This is a genomic window from Mammaliicoccus lentus (genome assembly GCF_002902755.1).
Lineage (GTDB): Bacteria > Bacillota > Bacilli > Staphylococcales > Staphylococcaceae > Mammaliicoccus > Mammaliicoccus lentus.
Window position 1 is genome coordinate 40,631 of the sequence record NZ_PPRS01000008.1, and the last position, 19,712, is coordinate 60,342.

Below are 19,712 nucleotides of genomic sequence, written 5' to 3' on the forward strand. Positions count from 1 at the left end.
GATATATCTTAAGTCAAAACTATAAAATCATATAAAGAAAGTGTATAATAGACCTATTGAAAATAAAGGAGAAATAACGATGAAAGTTGAGACGTTATTAAACAAAATAAAATTAAAGCAAGTTTATGGGAATACAAACCAAGAAGTAAACGATATTACAACTGATTCTAGAACTGCAACTGAAAAATCTATATTTGTAGCCTCCCGAGGTTATACAGTAGATAGTCATGAATTTATCCCTAATGTTATTGAACAAGGGTGTACTGTAATCGTAAGCGATAGATATATTGAATTATCTGAAGAAGTACTATTAATTGTTGTAAAAGATACATTAAAAATAGCAAGTATTTTTAGCCATATAATTTTTGAATATCCAAGCCAAAAATTAAAAACAATAGGTGTTACTGGAACGAATGGTAAGACGACAATAGCAACGATGGTACATCATTTAACTAGAGCGCTTGGTAAAAATAGTGCTTATCTTGGAACAAATGGGTTTCAAATTAATGAAACTGTAACGGAGGGTGTGAACACGACACCAGAAACAGTTACATTAACTAAACATATATCCGAGGCTGTTAAGCAAGAATGTGAAAGCATGACTTTTGAAGTATCTAGTCATGGTCTAGTAATAGGTAGACTAAGAGGCGTAGAGTTTGATATTGCGATATTTTCAAACTTAACACAAGATCATTTAGATTTTCATGGCACAATGGAAGCATATGGTCATGCCAAATCATTATTATTTAGCCAATTAGGCCAAGACTATAGAAAAGACAAATTTGTCATATTGAACGCTGATGATGCTTTTTCTAAAGAGCTAGAGCCGGTTACTCCATTTGAAATATTTACATATGGAATAGACAATGAAGCTGATTTTATGGCTCAAAATATTAATGAATCTATCAATGGCGCGACATTTACTTTAACAACGCCATTTGGTGAATATGAAGTTGAATCTCCGTATTTAGGTAAATTCAATATTCTTAATTTATTAGCGAGCCTTCTTGGTGTTTGGGTGCAAAGTTATGATTTAAAAGAAATCATTAAAGCTGTTAAACAGATGCCCCCAGTTGAAGGACGTTTAGAAGTATTAGATAAAAACCTACCGATTGATTTAATTATTGACTATGCACATACATCTGATGGTATCGATAAATTAATTGATGCTGTAAAACCTTTTGTTAAGCAAAAATTGATATTCTTAATAGGTATGGCTGGAGAAAGAGACTTAACAAAAACACCTGAAATGGGTAAAATAAGTTGTCGAGCAGATTACGTTATATTTACACCGGATAATCCAGCAAATGATGATCCGAAAATGTTAACAGCAGAATTAGCTAAAGGAGCGACACACCAAAACTATGTAGAATTTGAAGATAGAGCAGAAGGTATTAGACACGCTATTGAAATTTCAGAACCAGGAGATACAGTGGTATTAGCATCAAAAGGAAGAGAACCTTACCAAATTATGCCAGGACATATTAAAGCACCTCATAGAGACGATTTAATTGGTCTAGAAGCAGCTTATGAAAAATATGGAGGTAAACCTAGTGAAGATTAGAGAAAGTCATTCTGATAACTTAAAATGCAAAGTTTTTATATATGAGAATAAAAAGGAAGAATACTTTGTTATTTCTATTCCAGATTTATTTTGGTCTATCCAAATCGATTATGACTTATTCGGTGAATCATTAATTGAACATCTATACCTACATTTATTTAATGTATTAGATGAAGAAGACGCAAACGAATTAGCGAATAGAATTAGCCATTGGACATCCGAATTATAAGGAGAAATGAATTGTGAAAATAAAAGAAGAAGTAGAAAGTAGAAAAACCTTTGCGATTATATCGCATCCAGATGCCGGTAAAACGACGTTAACAGAGAAATTATTACTATTCGGTGGTGCGATAAGACAAGCAGGTACCGTTAAAGGTAAAAAGTCAGGAAAATTTGCTACGAGTGACTGGATGAAAGTAGAACAAGAGCGTGGTATTTCAGTAACCAGCTCTGTTATGCAATTTAATTACGATCACTATAATATCAATATTCTAGATACACCAGGACACGAAGACTTTTCGGAAGACACATATAGAACATTAATGGCTGTAGACAGTGCTGTCATGGTAATTGACTGTGCTAAAGGGATAGAGCCCCAAACTTTAAAATTATTTAAAGTATGTAAAATGAGAGGAATCCCTATTTTTACGTTTATTAATAAACTTGACCGTATGGGTAAAGAACCATTTGAATTACTTGAAGAAATTGAAAAAACTTTAGAAATTGAAACATATCCTATGAACTGGCCAGTTGGAATGGGTCAAAATTTCTTCGGTATTATAGATAGAGAAGAGAAAACTATTGAGCCATTTAGAGATGAAGAAAATGTACTACATTTAAATGATGATTATGAATTAGAAGAAGATCATCCAATTAAAAATGATTCACAGTTTGAACAAGCTATTGACGAATTGATGTTAGTTGAAGAAGCGGGTGAAACATTCGATAAAGAAATGTTGCTTGCTGGAGAGTTAACACCTGTATTCTTTGGTTCTGCATTAGCTAACTTTGGTGTACAAAACTTCTTAAATGCCTATGTAGACCATGCACCAATGCCAAATGGTAGAAAGACCGAAGAAGGTGAAGTAGTTGATCCATTTGATACAGATTTTTCAGGCTTTATATTCAAGATTCAAGCAAATATGGATCCAAAACATAGAGATAGAATCGCATTTATGCGTGTCGTGAGTGGAGCCTTTGAACGAGGTATGGATGTAACATTGCAAAGAACGAAGAAAAAACATAAAATCACACGTTCAACTTCATTTATGGCTGATGATACACAGACTGTTAACCATGCAGTGAGTGGGGATATAATCGGACTGTATGATACTGGTAATTATCAAATAGGAGATACACTTGTAGGAAATAATCAGAAATTCCATTTCGAAAATTTACCACAGTTTACACCTGAAATCTTTATGAAAGTTAGTGCGAAAAACGTTATGAAACAAAAACATTTCCATAAAGGTATTGAACAATTAGTACAAGAAGGTGCTATTCAGTTGTATAAAACATTACACACGAACCAAATTATACTCGGTGCTGTTGGACAGCTACAATTTGAAGTATTCGAACATAGAATGAAAAACGAATATAATGTTGACGTTGTAATGGAACAAGTTGGTAAGAAAATAGCTAGATGGATTGAAAACGAAAAAGATATTAAAGATAATATGAACTCTAGCCGTTCAATATTAGTAAAAGATCGTTATGATAATTTCGTATTCTTATTTGAAAATGAATTTGCTACAAGATGGTTTGAAGATAAATTCCCAGAAATTAAATTATATAGTTTGTTATAAACAAAAAAACAATGTATAATAACGAAGAAAACTAAATAGACCTACGACTTTGTCGAAGGGGAGTAACTTTAGAATGTAAATTCTAGCATATTATCGTCATTACGAAACGCAAGTTTCCGGTAATATGGGCATGTTATAAATGTTAAGTGAGACCTTTGCCTTTTATTAGGCATGGTCTCTTTTGTTTTGCAAAATAAAAATTGGAGTGTGAGGATGATGGATCCAAGTTTATTGCTCAGCTATGGTTGGGTTTTAGTCGTATTGGTCTTTCTTGAAGGTTTATTAGCTGCAGATAATGCAGTTGTAATGGCAGTAATGGTAAAACATTTACCTGAAGATTTAAGGAAAAAGGCATTATTTTATGGTTTATTAGGTGCATTTGTTTTCCGTTTTATTTCGTTATTCTTAATCAGTTTCTTGGCTAATTTCTGGCCAATTCAAGCAGCAGGGGCACTTTACCTTATTTATATGTCTGTTAAGAACTTAATAGATTTTAAAAAGCATAAAGATAAAGAGATTAAAACGCCCGATGATGTTGAAGAAAGTGATGAGAACTTTACCGAAGAAGAATTCCCTTCTGATAGTGAAGGTCATCATAAATTGAAGAAGAACTTCTGGATGACAGTATTAAAAGTTGAATTTGCAGATATCGCATTTGCTATAGACTCTATGTTAGCGGCATTTGCAATCGCGGTTACATTACCAGCTTTAGGTATTCATTTTGGCGGAATGGACTTAGGACAATTCAGTGTAATGTTCATCGGTGGTATGATGGGTGTAATCATTATGAGATTCGCTGCAACATATTTCGTAGAATTATTAAATAAATATCCGAACTTAGAAGCAGCAGCTTTCGCTATAGTTGGTTGGGTAGGTATAAAGCTACTCGTTATCGTATTAGCACACGATGAAATTGCATTGATACCACATGATTTCCCACATGGTATTGTATGGCAGTCTATTTTCTGGACAGTTTTATTGGCATTAGTGATTATCGGCTGGATTACATCAGTTCGACATAATAAAAAATCTTCATAACTAGTTATTTACGAGGGAGTGAGATAGAGTTCTCATTTTGCTAAAAACTTCGTAGCCCACCATAGGTAGAATTACTAGTAATGAAAAAAGTTTGATATAAGCACTTCGTTAATTTAGTTTTTGTCATTATTAATTAAATTATGCGAAGTGCTTTATTTTTTTATAAATATGGAGTTGATATACTGGTCTAACGTGCAAGAAATTCGAGACAAGCCCGTTACATTTTCTAACGAGCTAGTGTTTTTAAACAAGCCCGTTAGCGTGATATTATCTACGATTTAGTTAAGTGTTGACGCTTGAGGGAATAATATGAGTTAGGAAATACGTCCTAACCAATTGTTTTTATCAACAAAGAAGAGCTTATATAAAATTTTTACCTATAGCCAAAAGTACAAGTTTAAGGTAATGTTAATTTTTCGTAAATTTATTATAAATTTTTATGTGCAAATTTGCTTGAATGCAATGGATTTAGGTTAAATAATTTTGCATTATATGGCATAATAGATACATTAAGTGTTTTGGTTGAGGAGGACAAGAAATGTCACAAAAGAAACATGTCATTCCTAGAAATGAATATAAGAGACAAAGACGTGAATTCTTTCATAATTCAGAACGTGAGGAAAGAATTAGACAAGAACGTAAAGAAGACGAATTAAGACGTGCTCATGAAAAAGAACAACAAAAGAAAAACGAACAACGTGTTAAAGAAAATATGCAAAAGGCACGTATTGAAAAATTAACAAAAGAAGAAATTAAAAAGCAGAAAGAAGAATCAAAGGATCATCCAACGTTAGATTTAGATGATGAAAGATTAGAATCCAGTCATGAAGATAAATTTTCTAAAGAAGGTTCATCTATTGAAGATGATGTTTCCTCAACAGAAAATACTGAAGATTCATTTGAAAATCTAAAAGATAACCAAAATCTAGATGATTCAGAAGAAAACAAATATAAGAAAGTACATAATCAATCAAATAAGCTGAATAATAAGCAAGAAAATGAATTCGAAATAAATAAACAACTCGGCGCCGAACATGATGAAAAGGTAGAAAAGAAATCTCAAAATGATAAAAATATACTTAATATCATCTTATCGAAAATTGAAAAGCATTGGCCGATAATCGCTATTGTATTAGCTATTATACTTATATTCATATTAGTTTGGAGTATATTCCAAAATGTTAACCCACCAAATGAAAGTCGTAAATCTATAGAAGAGAAGCAATCTCAAAAAGGTTTCCAAAAACCAATAACAAATGTAATGGAAGCTGTTGAGAAGTCTAAAAACTCTGTAGTTGGTGTTTCTCATGAGGATTCAGATATCTCAAGTAAAACTGAATCCTCTCAAAAAGAGAAAGAAGAAAATAGCGGTGTAGGATCAGGTGTAATTTATAAAGTAGAAAATAATAAAACATACATAGTGACAAATTCACACGTTATATCTAATGATAAATCACCAGTTATTAGTGGTGAAAATGGTAAAAGGTATAAAGGTACTGTAGTAGGGTCGGATCAATGGTCTGATATTGCTGTTGTTACAATTCCCACAGATAAAGATGCTAATTTTAAACCAATTAAATTTGAAGACTCTGATAACTTAATACTTGGAGAATCAGCTATTGTTATTGGTAGCCCATTAGGGGCGGAATTCCAAAATAGTATTTCTACAGGTGTAGTTTCTGGTTTAGATAGAACCGTTCCTATTGATTTTAATGGGGATGACGAATATGATTGGGAAATAAAAGCAATACAAACTGACGCAGCTGTAAACCCTGGTAATTCAGGCGGGCCTATATTAGATGCACAAGGTAATTTAATTGGTGTAGTATCATTAAAAATTGATATGCCTAATGTAGAGGGTATGGCTTTTGCTATTCCTTCAAATGAGTCTGCTGAATATATCAAGAAATTAGAAAAAGATGGTAAAATCAAACGACCAGAAATGGGCATTATGGCTCAAAATTATAAAACTTTAAAATCTGACGAACAATCGCAAATAACACTGCCTAGTAAATATAACTCTGGTATGGTTGTAACTGGTATTGATGAAAAAGGCAATGCTCAAAAAGCGGACGTTAAATTCCATGATGTTATTGTAGAAATGGATGGCAAGAAAATAGAAAATAACCTTGAATTCCGTAAAGAATTGTATAATAATCATAAGTCAGGTGAAGAAATTAAGCTTAAACTTATCCGAGAGGGTAAAGAAATAACTAAGACATTAACTTTAAAATAAATAGAGGTGACAATTTGTGTCCATTATTAAATACTTTTTTCAAAAAATGACGCCGCAACAAGGTATTGTTTTGTATTATTTGGCCGCAATAATTGTCGCCTTTTTATTATTGAATTTACCTTATGTTGTAAAACCAGGTGTAAATATTGAGCCTGTAGATACTTTATTTGTAGCAGTGTCTGGAGTCAGTGTTACAGGACTAACTCCTGTAGTTATTGGAGAAACATTTACGACTTTTGGACAAGCAGTTATATTAGTCATACTGAATATTGGTGGTATTGGTGTTATGGCTATAGGGACATTGCTCTGGGTTATATTAGGTAAGCATATAGGACTTAGAGAAAGACAGCTTATTATGCTAGATAGTAATTCAACTGCAATGAATGGCGTTGTAAAATTAATATTAGATATTGTAAGAACGATTTTAATGATAGAACTTATTGGGGCTATTTTATTATCTTTTTATTTTTATAAAGATATTGGGTCTGTGAATGAAGCTATACATCAAGGTATCTTTGCTTCAGTTTCTGCCACGACGAATGGTGGACTAGATATTACTGGAGACTCTTTAGCACCATATGCGAATGATTATTTTGTTCAAACGATTATAATGTTGCTTATTATGCTAGGCGCAATAGGTTTCCCTGTTTTAATAGAAGTTAAAACTTATATGAAAAATACTATACCAAACTTTAGATTTTCATTGTTTACGAAAATTGCGAGTGCTACATATTTATTTTTATTTGTATTAGGTACGATAGTCATTTACCTATTTGAATTCTCAAATACATTTAAAGGAGCTACTTGGCATAAATCATTGTTTTATGCGATGTTTCAATCATCTTCAACACGAAGCGCCGGTTTATCAACCATAGATTTAACTCAATTTTCAGAAGCCACCAACTTTTTCTTAGGGGGTTTAATGTTTATCGGTTCATCTCCAAGTTCTGTTGGTGGAGGTATTCGTACAACAACATTTACTATACTAGTATTATACTTAGTTAACTTTAGTAATGGACGAACGACAATTAAAGCTTTTAATCGGGAGGTACATCCGATAGATATACAAAGATCATTTGCCGTTATTTCATTAGCATTAGCTATCACATTTGTCGGTGTACTTGCCATTGTGAGGTTCGAAGATGGTAAATATGATTTATTATCTATTTTCTTTGAAACCATGTCGGCATTTGGTACATGTGGCTTGTCCATGGGTATTACAGATGGATTGCAATTAGGATCGAAAATAGTAATCATGATACTCATGTTTATCGGTCGCGTAGGATTATTATGTTTCGTTGTAATGTTAGGTGGAAAATCGGCGCCAGATAAATTCCATTATCCTAAAGAACGTATCCAAATAGGTTAGTATTAAAAAAGGAACTTTTCGTTTAGAAATTTTAACGAAAAGTTCCTTTTTATTTTTAATCTGCTAATGCTATTAGAGTTCTATTACATATTTAGTTTTTAGAAACTGGTAAGGAAATAGTAAATGTTGTTCCTTCTCCTTCTTCAGAATGAACGTATATTTTTCCGTTCCAATCTTCTATTAATTTCTTACTTAAATATAGGCCAAGGCCACTTCCTGAAGATTTCGTTGTGAAAAATGGCTCAAATATGTTTTGGATTGTTTCTTTTGTAATACCCGTACCATTATCTTTAAATTCTAGTGTTATATTGTTGTTAGAATCTATGTTCAAATTAATAGTTATATTTGCATTTGTTGTTTGTAGTAAAGCGTCTTTAGAGTTTTGGAATAAGTTTATCAATATTTGTTTCAATTGGTCTTCTGATAAATATGAATAAACAGGTTTATCAGGTAAGTTGAGTATAACGTTGATATTATTCTGTTCAAGTTCATACTCTAAGAATGCTTCCACATCTTGGATTGTTTGTACGATATTAATATTTTTATACTCTAGGTTTGTTGGTTTACCTAAATATAAAAACTGTGTAACGATATCATTTATACGTTCTAGCTCTTCGGTTATTATATTGAAATGTGTATCTAATTTATTTTTATCATATTTCATTCTCGTTAATTCTATAAATCCATTGATACTAGTTAAGGGATTTTTAATTTCATGAGCAGTATTTGCAGCTAATGTCCCTATTAGTCTAAGTTTTTCATTATTTGCTTGTTCTATTAAACGCTCATGTTCTATTCTTTCTAAGCGACTTTTATACACTAATGCAACGATTGTTAATAATAAAAATATAACTAAAAATATTAATAGACTTGGAATTACTATTCTTGAAATGAAAAAGTATTGTCCAGAAATATTTATCAAGAATGGTAAGTCTTTATATACATAGTTGATGGATTTAGAGTTTTTAAATTCAGGTCCAATTTGATAAATTTCTGTTCCATTAATCGATTGAATATTAATATTAAATCGGTTTGAAATAAGTTTTATCTCATCTTGAAATGCGTTCATATTAATTTCAACAGCTGATGTATAATCTTTATTTTTAACTTTTAGTTGAGTTGTTAATAGTAGTATATCTGAATTTTTAAGAGATTTCTTTTTAGTTCTTAATTCGTCTTTATTAGAAACTGGAAAACGATGTTTATAAGTCTGATATTCTTCTATATCTGTATATCCCTTACCTTTAGAGTCATATACAATATTATCTTGATTATCTATTATGTAAATGTGATCAATCCATGTGTATCTCGTATGATTATCTTCTAAAAATTTATTTATAAAGTCTTCATTATTTGTATTAGATAATATAGTCGTTAAAGACTCTGAAATACTATCTGCTTGAGTAATGAAAGTTCCTATTTTTAAATCTATGATCTCTTTTGTAGCATCTAATCTTTGATGTATTCTAGTGGTATAATTTTTATTTAATACCCAGCCAATTAATACTGAAACAGTTAAAGCAAAGATTATATTTAGAATGATTATTTTTTTAAATGATTTCATAAACGTCTCCTACCTCTGTTGATGTTATTCTACCAAATTAGCAGAAAAAAACATAACTCTTTTTAAAAATGGTAAAATAAAAGTAAAAGGGGGAAAAACATTGAATACTAATGAAACTGTGACAATTGATTTGTTAGCTACTTCTGACTTACATGGACAAATAGGTAGGACAGGAATAAGTGGTAATATATTAAAAATGGCTACTTATGTTAAGCATAAGCGTAAGACAAATCACCATGTATTATTGCTTGATAATGGTGGTATGTTATCTGGTTCAATGTTTGCATTTTATTATGCTCAAATTGCGCCATATAAACGTAATCCAATGATTAAGATTATGAATGATATGAAATTTGATGCGAGTGGGGTTAGCCCAGATGAATTTAACTTCGGGTTAGATTTTTTAAATCGTTCAATTGCTTTAAGCCGTTTCCCATGGTTAGCAGCTAATATAGAACATAGCAAAACAAAAGAACCTTATTTTACAACACCTTACACTATAAAATATGTAGATGGAATTAAAATAGGAATTATAGGATTTACTTCAAGCGGTTTAATGGAGAATAAAAATGTAGAATTAGAGAACGAAGTAACTGTTGGAGAATCTATGGTATCAGCTAAGAGATGGGTGAGGTATTTACATGAGAAAGAAAGCCCTGACTTTTTAATTATGCTGTATCATGGTGGATTAAATACTTATACAGATAAAAGTAATTACAGAGCTTATTATAGTCATAATGCTGAAAATATGATGAAAAGCACTGAAGGTGTGAACGTTATTATAACAGGGCATCAAGAGCATGTAGTTGATATGAAAGTGGCTGAAACTCACTTTATCCAACCAGGAAAAGATGCGACTAATATCATTGATATGTCTATACAATTTAAGAAAAGAACAAATTCTGTAGAAATCATAGACTCTTCTATTAAGCATGTTGAAATTTCAAGTTATCCTGAAGATAGAGACTTATTAGAACTTACTTATTTTGATCAAAAAGCTGTACAACACTGGGCAGAACTACCTGTAGTAGACATGCCAGTTATATTAGATTATAAAGATATAAAAGATTTGTTTATAGAGCCACATGTATTTATTCAATGCATTCAAAATAGTATGCAGAGAGCATTTAACAATGTGGATTTTGTTTGTGCACAAATAGGTAATCCTGAAGGTAAAGGTTTAAGGGGTGAAATTCAAAATAAAGATGTCTATCATTCTTATATTCACACGGATAAGCCAATCAAAATCACTTTATCAGGCAAAGAAATAAAACGTATTCTTGAGAGAACAGCTACAGCATTAAGTAATCAAAATGGTGAAGTTTATTATAACGAGGAGATTCTTGAACCTACATTGATGACCGTTTGGAAAGGGTTTAACTATACAGTTAATATAAATAAACCAATTGGTCACCGCATAGTTATGGAAGATGTTGATTTAGAAAGTGAATATATAGTTGTCATGACAGATTATTTATATAGAAATGTAAAAAATATTATTTCAGGAAATGATTATGTTATGTCTAAAAAGACAGTCATTGAATATATAATAGAAGAATTATCAGAAACTAAAGGTAGAATAGAACTAGACCATCATTTTGAAATCATAAAATAAAAACAACAATCCATTGATTAATTTGGCAATGGATTGTTGTTTTAAATTTTGAATTAAACTTGTATGTTTCAAAATATTTTAACTAAATATAATTACGAGTATGATAATAGCTGCTACTTGAGCTATATATGATGTAATAATTCGTTTCGTGTAAAAATATAAAGTAGACAATATTAATTGAGCTAATAAAATAAATACAAAGATAGGAATATTACCTAAGTATAAAAATAATGAGCTTGAAGCTAATGCGGCGATTACAATTGCAATAATAGGTTGAGATAGTTTTTGTTGCAATTGATTTTGTAATATTGTTCTAATATATAGTTCGTGACAAGGAATTGCGATTACAATAGTTACAAGCATTTGCCATTTATAGAAAACACCAGCGCGCATTAATTCTTTAAATAGTGCTTCATAAGACAGACCACTATAAATGAGTGATAATAAAAGCTGCAATAAGACTAAAAATATTGCGCCTATTAAACCGTACCCAATAGATTGTAATAATCGTTTAGATTTAATTTCTCTTTGGTAAAATATATAGCTTATTCCAGCAATTAGCATAATACCAGTATATAAATACCAGAACACTTCTTTTTCACCTTTCATAATAAATAATAAAATATGAAAGAGGACGAAGCTTGAAATAAACCATATTAATTGAGCATTAATTTGTTTTTTCACTATTATCCCTCATTAGAAATTATAGTATAACGCTTATGGTTTACTACTGTTTTTTCTGGTAATTCCAAACTTTCGAAGTTATCCATAATTGTTAAATCTACGATAACTGAGTTTTCATTAATTTTTTCAACGCGTCCTTTTAAGCCATCTTGAAATTCTATGATATTTCCTACTTCTGCAATTGTCATTTTAATCCTCCTAAATAATACTAAGAAACATTATACTAAATTACCTATACATATAAAAGTAAAATGTGAATATACCTCTATATTATCACAAACATTTCATACATATGATTAATTCAACATATGGTAATATAATATTGAGGCTGATTGGGGAAAAATAAGGAGGAAATATGAATGAAATTTATAAGTAACAATGGTATTACCGATCCAATGATTAACTTGGCTATGGAAGAATATGTACTCACTTCTTTGCCTAAAGACGATAGCTATTTCTTATTCTATATTAACCAACCATCTATAATTGTTGGTAAAAATCAAAATACAATTGAAGAAGTTAATCAATCTTACGTTGAAGAACATAATATCAAAGTTGTAAGAAGGATTTCTGGCGGTGGAGCAGTCTATCATGATTTAGGTAATCTAAATTTCAGTTTTGTAACGAAAGACGATGAAGATAGCTTTCACAATTTTGCTAAATTCACACAACCAATAGTAGATGCTTTAAATGAAATGGGTGTTAAAGCTGAATTATCTGGTCGAAATGATATCCAAGTAGGAGAAAGAAAGATTTCAGGAAATGCAATGGTTAAACAAAGAGATAGAATGTTCTCTCACGGCACTTTAATGTTGGATAGTGAAATAGAAGAAGTTGTAAATGCATTACGTGTTAGTGAAGCAAAAATTAAATCAAAAGGTATTAAATCAATTCGATCAAGAGTTGCAAACATTCAAGAATTTCTTGAAGAGCCTATGGATATTGAAACATTTAAACAGCGTATTCTAACTTCAATATTTAAACAACAAGGTAGTGAAGAAGTAGAAGAGTATCACTTAACTCAAGAAGATTGGGATAAGATTAACGAACTTAGTCAAAATAAATACCAAAAGTGGGAATGGAATTACGGTAAAAATCCTAAATATAACTTTGAAAGAAGTCACAAATTTGATAGAGGACTTATTCAAATTAAATTGGATGTTAAGAAAGGTAATATTGAACATGCAGCTATTTTCGGTGATTTCTTTGGTGTAGGGGATGTTAAAGATATTGAAGATGCTTTAATAGGAGTACAACATCAAAAATCATCTATTACTGAAGCTTTAAAAGATGTAGATGCATTTTATTATTTTGGTGATATCAAAAAAGAAGATATTATTGATTTAATGTTATAAAGAAAGGAGACTATTTTTGATTTGGGTCAAAAGTAGTCTCCTTTTATGTTCTAGTATTTAAATGACAATTCACGATTGTAAATCCTCCAATTGAATTAATTCTTCACTGTATTGATCGAACAATTCATTATTTCGATTTACAAGTGCTTCATCAATTAAAATAGCTAATTCACGCTTTCGATTTTCACGAAGTGCAGAGTCAATAACAAGTTCAACTGATAAATCATTTAAGTTATTAACAAACGTTTCTAGACTTTGGTGTTTAACTTGTGAATATTGTTTCATTTTCAACAACCCCTTGACTTTATTTGTTAAAATTATAGCGTATTTATTTTCTAAATGCAATGAATATTCAGAAATTTTAAAAACTTTCGCTATTTGATTGAAAAGCTAACTATAGACCTCTATATTTATATTATAATTAAGTGTTTGTAATATTCAAACTTTTATGCTCAACCTTATTTTACCATGTGAAAATAATAAAATAAAATATTAATAATGTAAAGATATGTAATTTTTTATTAAAGGAGAGAAATTAAATGTTTAAATTTAAAAAGTGGGACCATATACAATTATCAGCACCTAAAGGATCTGAAGATACAGCAAGAGAATTTTATGCAAATAAATTAGGATTTAATGAAATAGAAAAACCGAAATCTTTACAAGGTAACGGCGGTGTTTGGTTGAATATTAATGATATAGATTTACACATCGGTATTGAAGAGGAATTTAATGCTTTAAAGAAAGCTCATCCAGCTATTAATATTGAGAATTTAGAAGCATTTAAAATTTATTGTGACGAAGTGAATATTAAATATCAATCTGATGATAGATTTCCAGGGGCAAAAAGGATTTTTATTAGAGATCCCTTTAATAATAGATTAGAGTTCATAGAAAAAATATAGAATTTTAATAAAAAAGTATTGACCATAATTTAATATTTGTATATATTTAAATTAAATAAAAAGAAAAATTGCTAAGGGAGGAGGGAAATTAAATATAGTATAAAATTTTTAATAAAGTAGTATAGTAATACAAATAATTGTAAAGGAGGTCGTCTATGGAAAAATATATTATTAAACAAAATACTGTTTATATACATGGTATAAAAATAGATAATCATATTGTTCATTCTGAAATATGTGAAGCAGGAAAAGATCCGTTTATGGTAAAATCAAAGCCACAAGAAATAATGAATCAGTCATGCCGTTTTTATGGCGAACATTTCAATGAAAGAAAGCAATTTACAAAAAGACTTACGAATATCACAAGTAAACCTCCAATATTAGTTTCACCTATCATTTCTACTTATTTCTTTTGTACAAACTCCGAAAGAACTCCAGAAAATACTTGGTTAAATCTTCTTTATGTTAAAGAATTCATCCCATTAAAAGGTAATAAAACAAAAATTATATTAGAAAAAGCACCTTCCATTATATTTAATATATCTAAACATGTTATAAATCATCAATATTTGAATTGCACATGTTTACATTATAGAAATCATCGTAAAAATTTATTCATTAGAGAACTTAATTCTGTGAATTTAGGGTTAAATCAGGAGGGATATAATGTGCTAGATGTTATTGATTTTTATTTAAATAAAAATAATTACAAAAAATAAATGGATAATAATAAATAATGGGATATGTGACACTAGAAGTGTAAATATTCCGTTATTTATTTTAAGTTTACTCTTGAAATTATGACCATGCTTGATATAATAGTATTTGTGCTTGATAAAATCATATTAATCCACAGTAGCTCAGTGGTAGAGCTATCGGCTGTTAACCGATCGGTCGTAGGTTCGAATCCTACCTGTGGAGCCATGGAGATGTACTCAAGTTGGCTGAAGAGGCGCCCCTGCTAAGGGTGTAGGTCGTTCTGCGGCGCGAGGGTTCGAATCCCTCCATCTCCGTTATATAGTCTGTAACCATTATGGTTGCAGGCTTTTTTGTTGTGTGAAAATAAGTATTACATCTATTTTGTAAATGATTTTATTATTGAGATAGATATTTTAGCCTCTATAAGTTTCAATTTAATAGATAATACTAAAATCAAGATTTCAAGATATATAATAAATAAATGATATATAAATTAATTCATAAGAGAATTTATGCATTAAATTCTATATTAATTTATAGGAATACTGAATGAAAAATATAAAAAATAAGTATTGAAAAAAATGTAAAATTAATATAATATAAAAAAGTGAGAAGTTCCTCACAATAAATGTAAAATCATTAACTTTCACCTTGAATAATCATATATTGAAAGTGGGAATTAATGAATTTTATAAGTTATATATTTTAGATATTATACAAGAAAAAGGAGAACAAGATGAAGTATTTTGAATACTGGAGAAGAACATTCGATTATAAAGGTCAATCGCAATTAACAGATTTATTTATTTATATAGGGATTAATATTTTAATATTAGCTTTTATATTTATATTCGCGCTATTAGGTCCATTAACTTGGGAAAATGCACTTGTTAATTTATATTATATTTGTCTAGTATTAATGTTATTCCCAACTGCTTCATTGTTAGTTAGAGTTATAAAAAGCAATAAAAAAACTAATAATCAATTAAAATAGTGTTAGTAAAAATATTGATTCATAAGTAGAGGAAATCTTTAAAAGATTTCCTCTTTTTTATTAAGAAATATATTTCCAAAATATAAAAGTGTATAATGTATAATAAATTTACATTTAAGGGGTATACACATGACTGTTAAATTAGTATTTATGAATCAAGCTGATTTTGCTGACTTTAAAGAACATTCTTTAATGAGTTTTGCGAATGAACAGGTTAAAAGCGGTGCTTATGAAAAAGAAAATGCTATCGCTAGATCAAGGAAGTATTTTGACGAATTGTTGCCTGATGATTTGAATACGAAAGAACATAAAATATTTACTGTTTATAAAGATGAATACAAAGTGGGTATGTTATGGATTAGGGTATTTGAAAAGAACCATGCATTAAGAGCATTTGTTTATGATATTGAATTATTTGAAGAATTTAGAGGACAAGGTATAGGTACTCAAACAATGGAAGCACTTAATGAATACTGTAAAGAAATGGGTGTGGATACTATTAACCTACATGTGTTTGGACATAATAAAAGAGCTTTATCAGTGTATGAAAAAGTAGGTTTCAAAACAACAAATTATTATATGGAAAAGAAATTGTAATATAATGGACTTTGTAAAGATAATAGTTACGGAGTGATAATTTTTGTTGAATTTGAAAGAATCGCGTCATATGTATTTAAAAGGTGAAGATAGGGCAGTGCTGTTGCTACACTCATTTACAGGCACTACAAGAGACGTTAAAGATTTGGCTTATAATCTAAACAAACAAGGATTTACGTGCTATGTACCGGCTTATAAAGGGCATGGGCTTAGTATCGAAGCGTTTTTAGATTACCAAATCGATGATTGGTGGAATCAAGTCTTAAAAAGCTATCAGTTCTTAATAGATGAAGGTTATGAAGAAATTAACGTTTTAGGCGTATCCTTAGGTGGTTTATTTTCATTGAAACTCTCAGAAGAAAAGGATATAAACAAAAGTGTTATTATGTCAGCACCTAACAAAAAAGATAATAATAATATTAAGAGAAGAATAAAAAGCTATGGTGAACGGATGAATTACATACAAAATTTAGACGAGAATGAAAGCAAAAGACAAATAGCTTTGATAGATACTTACGATGAAGGTGCAACTAAATTTTGTGATTATATAGAAGATATCATGACTAATTTAAATAAAATACAAAATCCAATTAGCATTAAGTATGGTGAGCGAGATCAACAATCTTATAAAGAAAGTGCAGAATACATATATGAACATGTGAGTAGCAATGAAAAAACTTTAACAGCATATCCGAATTCATCACATCTTATGACGCGCAGTGAGGATAAGGATGAAATAGAAGAAAATATTATAGCATTTTTGAAATAAAAAGACCGAGACATTTATATGTCTCGGTCTTTTTCTATCAAAGTCCACCTAATAGACCACTGATATAAACTCCAAGTGCTAGTAACAAGCCGAAAATTGTATTGGCTTTTCCTGTAGCTGCCATAGCAGGCATCATGGATTGTGGTGTATTATTTTTATTAAAACGACGAATTGCTTTTATAGGAAATGGTGCTGAAATAAGTGCGATTAACCAAATGATAGAGCCATAAGGTTTGAATAGTGCTAAGTATATAACAAAGCCATAAGCAAAGATATAAAGTATCGCCATTGTTAGGATAGATAATTTTTTACCTACTAAAATTGCGTATGTTTTACGTCCGCTTTGTTTATCTTTTTCACGGTCTCTAATATTATTAGCTAAGTTGATAAGTCCAATTGTTATAGATACTGGAATACTTAACAACGCTGGATAGTAATTTATTGTTCCTGTTTGAATATAAAATGAAATCATTATAATGACGAATCCCATAAAGAAACCTGCAAATATCTCTCCAAATGGTGTCCAAGAAATTGGGAATGGTCCACCAGTGTAGAAGTAACCAATCGCCATACAAATAAGTCCTATTGGGATTAACAACCAAGTACTTTGCATACAAATATACACGCCAAGTAATAAAGCGATTATATAAAATATAATTGCGAGAGTGTATACTGAATTTGGCGACATACCATTTCTTACAATAGCTCCACCGATACCAACAGATGTGTGGTCATCTAAACCACGTTTGTGATCAAAATATTCATTGAACATATTTGTAGCTGCTTGTATTAATATGCTTGCTAATAACATTGCTAGAACAACTGAAATTTTTATAGAAGATTCTGAGCCTGTTAAGAATATTTTAGAAGCGGCTGTACCTAATAGCACTGGCACAAATGAAGCAGTTAAAGTATGTGGTCTCATCAAATGATAATATTTTTTAATACCTGAATGCTGTGATAAATTTTGTGACATTTATTTACCTCTTATATTAATATTTTTGACATTATTAGTATATGCTTTCACAAACAATAGGTCAATCACTGTAATTGTGTAATATTTTCACATATATTCATTTTAAAAAGTACAATAATTACGCATGTTGATAGAAAAAATGATAAAATAAATAAATAGATATATTTCGGAAAGAAGTGGAAGAGTGATGGCCTTGAGGACGGATTTGAAGCAAAATATGATTTCTGAAATCAAAGGGAATAAAAATTATATTTCAGTTGAAATTGAGCTTCAATATCAACCGGATTTAATTAATTTATTGAGGAAAGCAAATCATTATTTGGGACAAAGATTTTATTATAAATCGAAAGATCATAGATTAGAAATGTGTGGTATTGGCTATGTATTAGAAGCTAGATATTCACACCTAGAACACGATAAAATTTATGAGTATTGGCAAAGTATTAAAGAACAATTAGAAGCAAAAGTTTATCATGATAAAAAGCATCATTTGAAATTTTTCGGAGGATTCCAATTTTCTGAACATGCTTTGACGAATGAATGGAAAGACTACGGTATGAGTCATTTTGTCTTACCAAAATATTTAATAACAATTGAAGATGAACGTTGTTATTTAACTTATACAGAACAAAGCCAAAAGTTTAACATCGAAGAGATTAACGATATTTTATCAAAATTAGATGAACCAAAGCGAACAGATATTATTGAAACGCCAACTATGATTTCTAATAAAGATATTCAAAGTGAAGAGTGGAAAGCTTTAGTAGATAAAGTAGTTCAATTTATGAAAGATTCAGTGGCATTACAGAAAGTAGTATTATCTAGAAGAAGACAAATTGTTTTTGAAAATGAAGTAAATATTGAAGATGCTTTACAACGCTCATTGAATATAAATGAATCAAGTTATTTATTATTATTTGAGTCTGGTAAATCTCAATTTATTTCACAAACACCAGAACAATTATGCCAAATCAGTAATGGTATATTATATACAAACGCAATTGCGGGTACTATAAGTAGAACAGATGATGAAACAATAAACGAATCTTTGAAAGACGAATTATTAAATGATTCTAAAAACCAATTTGAACATAGATATGTCGTAGATAGTATTATTCACGATATTCAATCATTTACAAAGCACTTAGAATACGATAAAAAGCCTACAATACTAACTAATAAACATTTATATCATTTATATACGAAAATACAAGCTGATTTATTATCAGAAAATGTATTAGAAATCGTTAATCAATTACATCCAACTCCAGCTTTAGGAGGTTTCCCGAAAGCAGAAGCAATGAGATTTATTGAGAATGAAGAATTTGGAACACGAGGTCTATATGGTGCACCTTTAGGCTATATTGATTTAGAAGATAATGGTGAATTTATTGTATCTATTCGCTCAATGTTAGTAAATGAAAATTCAGCAACATTGTATTCTGGCTGTGGAATTGTTAAGGATTCAAATGCAGAATCAGAATTTGAAGAAACAGATTTAAAATTTAAACCGATGTTAAAAGCACTAGGAGTGATGTAGAT

Annotated in this window: 19 protein-coding genes and 2 tRNA genes; 16 read left to right on the top strand and 5 right to left on the bottom strand. The window is 30.0% G+C overall.

The window, feature by feature from the left end; all coding sequences use genetic code 11:
* Positions 1-79 precede the first annotated feature (79 nt).
* The 6 genes from CD135_RS04520 (at position 80) to CD135_RS04545 (ending at position 8,012) form a co-directional block, all read left to right on the top strand.
* Entirely contained in the window at positions 80-1,564 is a 1,485-nt protein-coding gene (locus tag CD135_RS04520; protein WP_070045147.1) for a UDP-N-acetylmuramoyl-L-alanyl-D-glutamate--L-lysine ligase, read from the top strand.
* On the top strand, positions 1,554-1,793 hold the full coding sequence (locus CD135_RS04525; protein ID WP_017000856.1) for a YueH family protein: 240 nt from the start codon (positions 1,554-1,556) through the stop codon (positions 1,791-1,793). Before CD135_RS04520 ends, CD135_RS04525 begins: the two co-directional genes overlap by 11 nt.
* Positions 1,794-1,806: 13 nt before the next feature.
* Entirely contained in the window at positions 1,807-3,369 is a 1,563-nt protein-coding gene (locus tag CD135_RS04530) for a peptide chain release factor 3 (RefSeq protein WP_103268898.1), read from the top strand.
* A 216-nt stretch (positions 3,370-3,585) separates the two neighbouring features.
* Positions 3,586-4,407: a TerC family protein gene (locus CD135_RS04535; RefSeq protein ID WP_026023726.1), complete on the top strand. Its 822-nt coding sequence runs from the start codon at positions 3,586-3,588 to the stop codon at positions 4,405-4,407.
* 538 nt (positions 4,408-4,945) lie between these two features.
* Complete coding sequence (locus CD135_RS04540) at positions 4,946-6,643, top strand: S1C family serine protease (RefSeq protein ID WP_103268899.1); 1,698 nt, start codon at positions 4,946-4,948, stop codon at positions 6,641-6,643.
* Positions 6,644-6,659: 16 nt separating this feature from the next.
* Complete coding sequence (locus CD135_RS04545; protein WP_070045146.1) at positions 6,660-8,012, top strand: TrkH family potassium uptake protein; 1,353 nt, start codon at positions 6,660-6,662, stop codon at positions 8,010-8,012.
* A 91-nt stretch (positions 8,013-8,103) separates the two neighbouring features.
* Here the strand turns inward: CD135_RS04545 and CD135_RS04550 are convergent, their stop codons facing one another.
* On the bottom strand, positions 8,104-9,576 hold the full coding sequence (locus CD135_RS04550; protein ID WP_064211114.1) for an ATP-binding protein: 1,473 nt from the start codon (positions 9,574-9,576) through the stop codon (positions 8,104-8,106).
* Positions 9,577-9,676: 100 nt separating this feature from the next.
* On the opposite strand from CD135_RS04550, the gene CD135_RS04555 reads away from it, so the two are divergent.
* Entirely contained in the window at positions 9,677-11,191 is a 1,515-nt protein-coding gene (locus tag CD135_RS04555) for a bifunctional metallophosphatase/5'-nucleotidase (protein ID WP_064211115.1), read from the top strand.
* A 78-nt stretch (positions 11,192-11,269) separates the two neighbouring features.
* Here CD135_RS04555 and CD135_RS04560 read toward each other — a convergent pair whose 3' ends face one another.
* Positions 11,270-11,875, bottom strand: coding sequence for a CPBP family glutamic-type intramembrane protease (locus CD135_RS04560; protein ID WP_064204873.1), 606 nt, complete (start codon positions 11,873-11,875; stop codon positions 11,270-11,272).
* A 2-nt stretch (positions 11,876-11,877) separates the two neighbouring features.
* Entirely contained in the window at positions 11,878-12,063 is a 186-nt protein-coding gene (locus CD135_RS04565; protein WP_017000707.1) for a YkvS family protein, read from the bottom strand.
* 171 nt (positions 12,064-12,234) lie between these two features.
* Between CD135_RS04565 and CD135_RS04570 the strand changes: the two genes are divergently transcribed.
* Positions 12,235-13,230 carry a lipoate--protein ligase gene (locus CD135_RS04570; RefSeq protein ID WP_064211116.1) on the top strand — a complete coding sequence of 332 codons (996 nt, stop codon included), beginning with the start codon at positions 12,235-12,237 and terminating at the stop codon, positions 13,228-13,230.
* A gap of 69 nt (positions 13,231-13,299) precedes the next feature.
* Here the strand turns inward: CD135_RS04570 and CD135_RS04575 are convergent, their stop codons facing one another.
* Complete coding sequence (locus CD135_RS04575; protein ID WP_017000704.1) at positions 13,300-13,515, bottom strand: IDEAL domain-containing protein; 216 nt, start codon at positions 13,513-13,515, stop codon at positions 13,300-13,302.
* A 254-nt stretch (positions 13,516-13,769) separates the two neighbouring features.
* Between CD135_RS04575 and CD135_RS04580 the strand changes: the two genes are divergently transcribed.
* The 7 genes from CD135_RS04580 (at position 13,770) to CD135_RS04610 (ending at position 17,194) form a co-directional block, all read left to right on the top strand.
* On the top strand, positions 13,770-14,135 hold the full coding sequence (locus CD135_RS04580; protein WP_070045142.1) for a VOC family protein: 366 nt from the start codon (positions 13,770-13,772) through the stop codon (positions 14,133-14,135).
* 155 nt (positions 14,136-14,290) lie between these two features.
* The gene (locus tag CD135_RS04585; RefSeq protein ID WP_070045141.1) at positions 14,291-14,854 is read left to right on the top strand and encodes a competence protein ComK; all 564 of its coding nucleotides are present in this window, start codon (positions 14,291-14,293) and stop codon (positions 14,852-14,854) included.
* A 130-nt stretch (positions 14,855-14,984) separates the two neighbouring features.
* Positions 14,985-15,059, top strand: a tRNA-Asn gene (locus tag CD135_RS04590).
* A 1-nt stretch (position 15,060) separates the two neighbouring features.
* Positions 15,061-15,148: transfer RNA gene (locus tag CD135_RS04595), tRNA-Ser, on the top strand.
* Positions 15,149-15,570: 422 nt separating this feature from the next.
* A complete protein-coding gene (locus CD135_RS04600; protein ID WP_070045140.1) occupies positions 15,571-15,828 on the top strand; it encodes a hypothetical protein in 258 nt (85 codons plus the stop codon).
* Positions 15,829-15,957: 129 nt separating this feature from the next.
* Positions 15,958-16,425, top strand: coding sequence for a GNAT family N-acetyltransferase (locus CD135_RS04605; RefSeq protein WP_103268900.1), 468 nt, complete (start codon positions 15,958-15,960; stop codon positions 16,423-16,425).
* 70 nt (positions 16,426-16,495) lie between these two features.
* Positions 16,496-17,194, top strand: coding sequence for an alpha/beta hydrolase (locus CD135_RS04610; protein WP_082894576.1), 699 nt, complete (start codon positions 16,496-16,498; stop codon positions 17,192-17,194).
* Between the two features lie 37 nt (positions 17,195-17,231).
* On the opposite strand, the gene CD135_RS04615 is transcribed toward CD135_RS04610, so the two are convergent.
* On the bottom strand, positions 17,232-18,170 hold the full coding sequence (locus CD135_RS04615) for a 1,4-dihydroxy-2-naphthoate polyprenyltransferase (RefSeq protein ID WP_064204879.1): 939 nt from the start codon (positions 18,168-18,170) through the stop codon (positions 17,232-17,234).
* 187 nt (positions 18,171-18,357) lie between these two features.
* Here CD135_RS04615 and CD135_RS04620 point away from each other — a divergent pair, with 187 nt between their 5' ends.
* Entirely contained in the window at positions 18,358-19,710 is a 1,353-nt protein-coding gene (locus CD135_RS04620; RefSeq protein WP_070045519.1) for an isochorismate synthase, read from the top strand.
* The last annotated feature ends 2 nt before the right edge of the window (positions 19,711-19,712 follow it).

Bases quoted from the DNA above. Each gene is read 5' to 3' on its own strand.
- CD135_RS04565 (WP_017000707.1), bottom strand. From the start codon at position 12,063: ATGACAATTGCAGAAGTAGGAAATATCATAGAATTTCAAGATGGCTTA.
- CD135_RS04580 (WP_070045142.1), top strand. From the start codon at position 13,770: ATGTTTAAATTTAAAAAGTGGGACCATATACAATTATCAGCACCTAAA.
- CD135_RS04615 (WP_064204879.1), bottom strand. From the start codon at position 18,170: ATGTCACAAAATTTATCACAGCATTCAGGTATTAAAAAATATTATCAT.
- CD135_RS04535 (WP_026023726.1), top strand. From the start codon at position 3,586: ATGGATCCAAGTTTATTGCTCAGCTATGGTTGGGTTTTAGTCGTATTG.
- CD135_RS04550 (WP_064211114.1), bottom strand. From the start codon at position 9,576: ATGAAATCATTTAAAAAAATAATCATTCTAAATATAATCTTTGCTTTA.
- CD135_RS04585 (WP_070045141.1), top strand. From the start codon at position 14,291: ATGGAAAAATATATTATTAAACAAAATACTGTTTATATACATGGTATA.
- CD135_RS04520 (WP_070045147.1), top strand. From the start codon at position 80: ATGAAAGTTGAGACGTTATTAAACAAAATAAAATTAAAGCAAGTTTAT.
- CD135_RS04600 (WP_070045140.1), top strand. From the start codon at position 15,571: ATGAAGTATTTTGAATACTGGAGAAGAACATTCGATTATAAAGGTCAA.
- CD135_RS04620 (WP_070045519.1), top strand. From the start codon at position 18,358: ATGGCCTTGAGGACGGATTTGAAGCAAAATATGATTTCTGAAATCAAA.
- CD135_RS04605 (WP_103268900.1), top strand. From the start codon at position 15,958: ATGACTGTTAAATTAGTATTTATGAATCAAGCTGATTTTGCTGACTTT.
- CD135_RS04540 (WP_103268899.1), top strand. From the start codon at position 4,946: ATGTCACAAAAGAAACATGTCATTCCTAGAAATGAATATAAGAGACAA.
- CD135_RS04570 (WP_064211116.1), top strand. From the start codon at position 12,235: ATGAAATTTATAAGTAACAATGGTATTACCGATCCAATGATTAACTTG.
- CD135_RS04610 (WP_082894576.1), top strand. From the start codon at position 16,496: ATGTATTTAAAAGGTGAAGATAGGGCAGTGCTGTTGCTACACTCATTT.
- CD135_RS04575 (WP_017000704.1), bottom strand. From the start codon at position 13,515: ATGAAACAATATTCACAAGTTAAACACCAAAGTCTAGAAACGTTTGTT.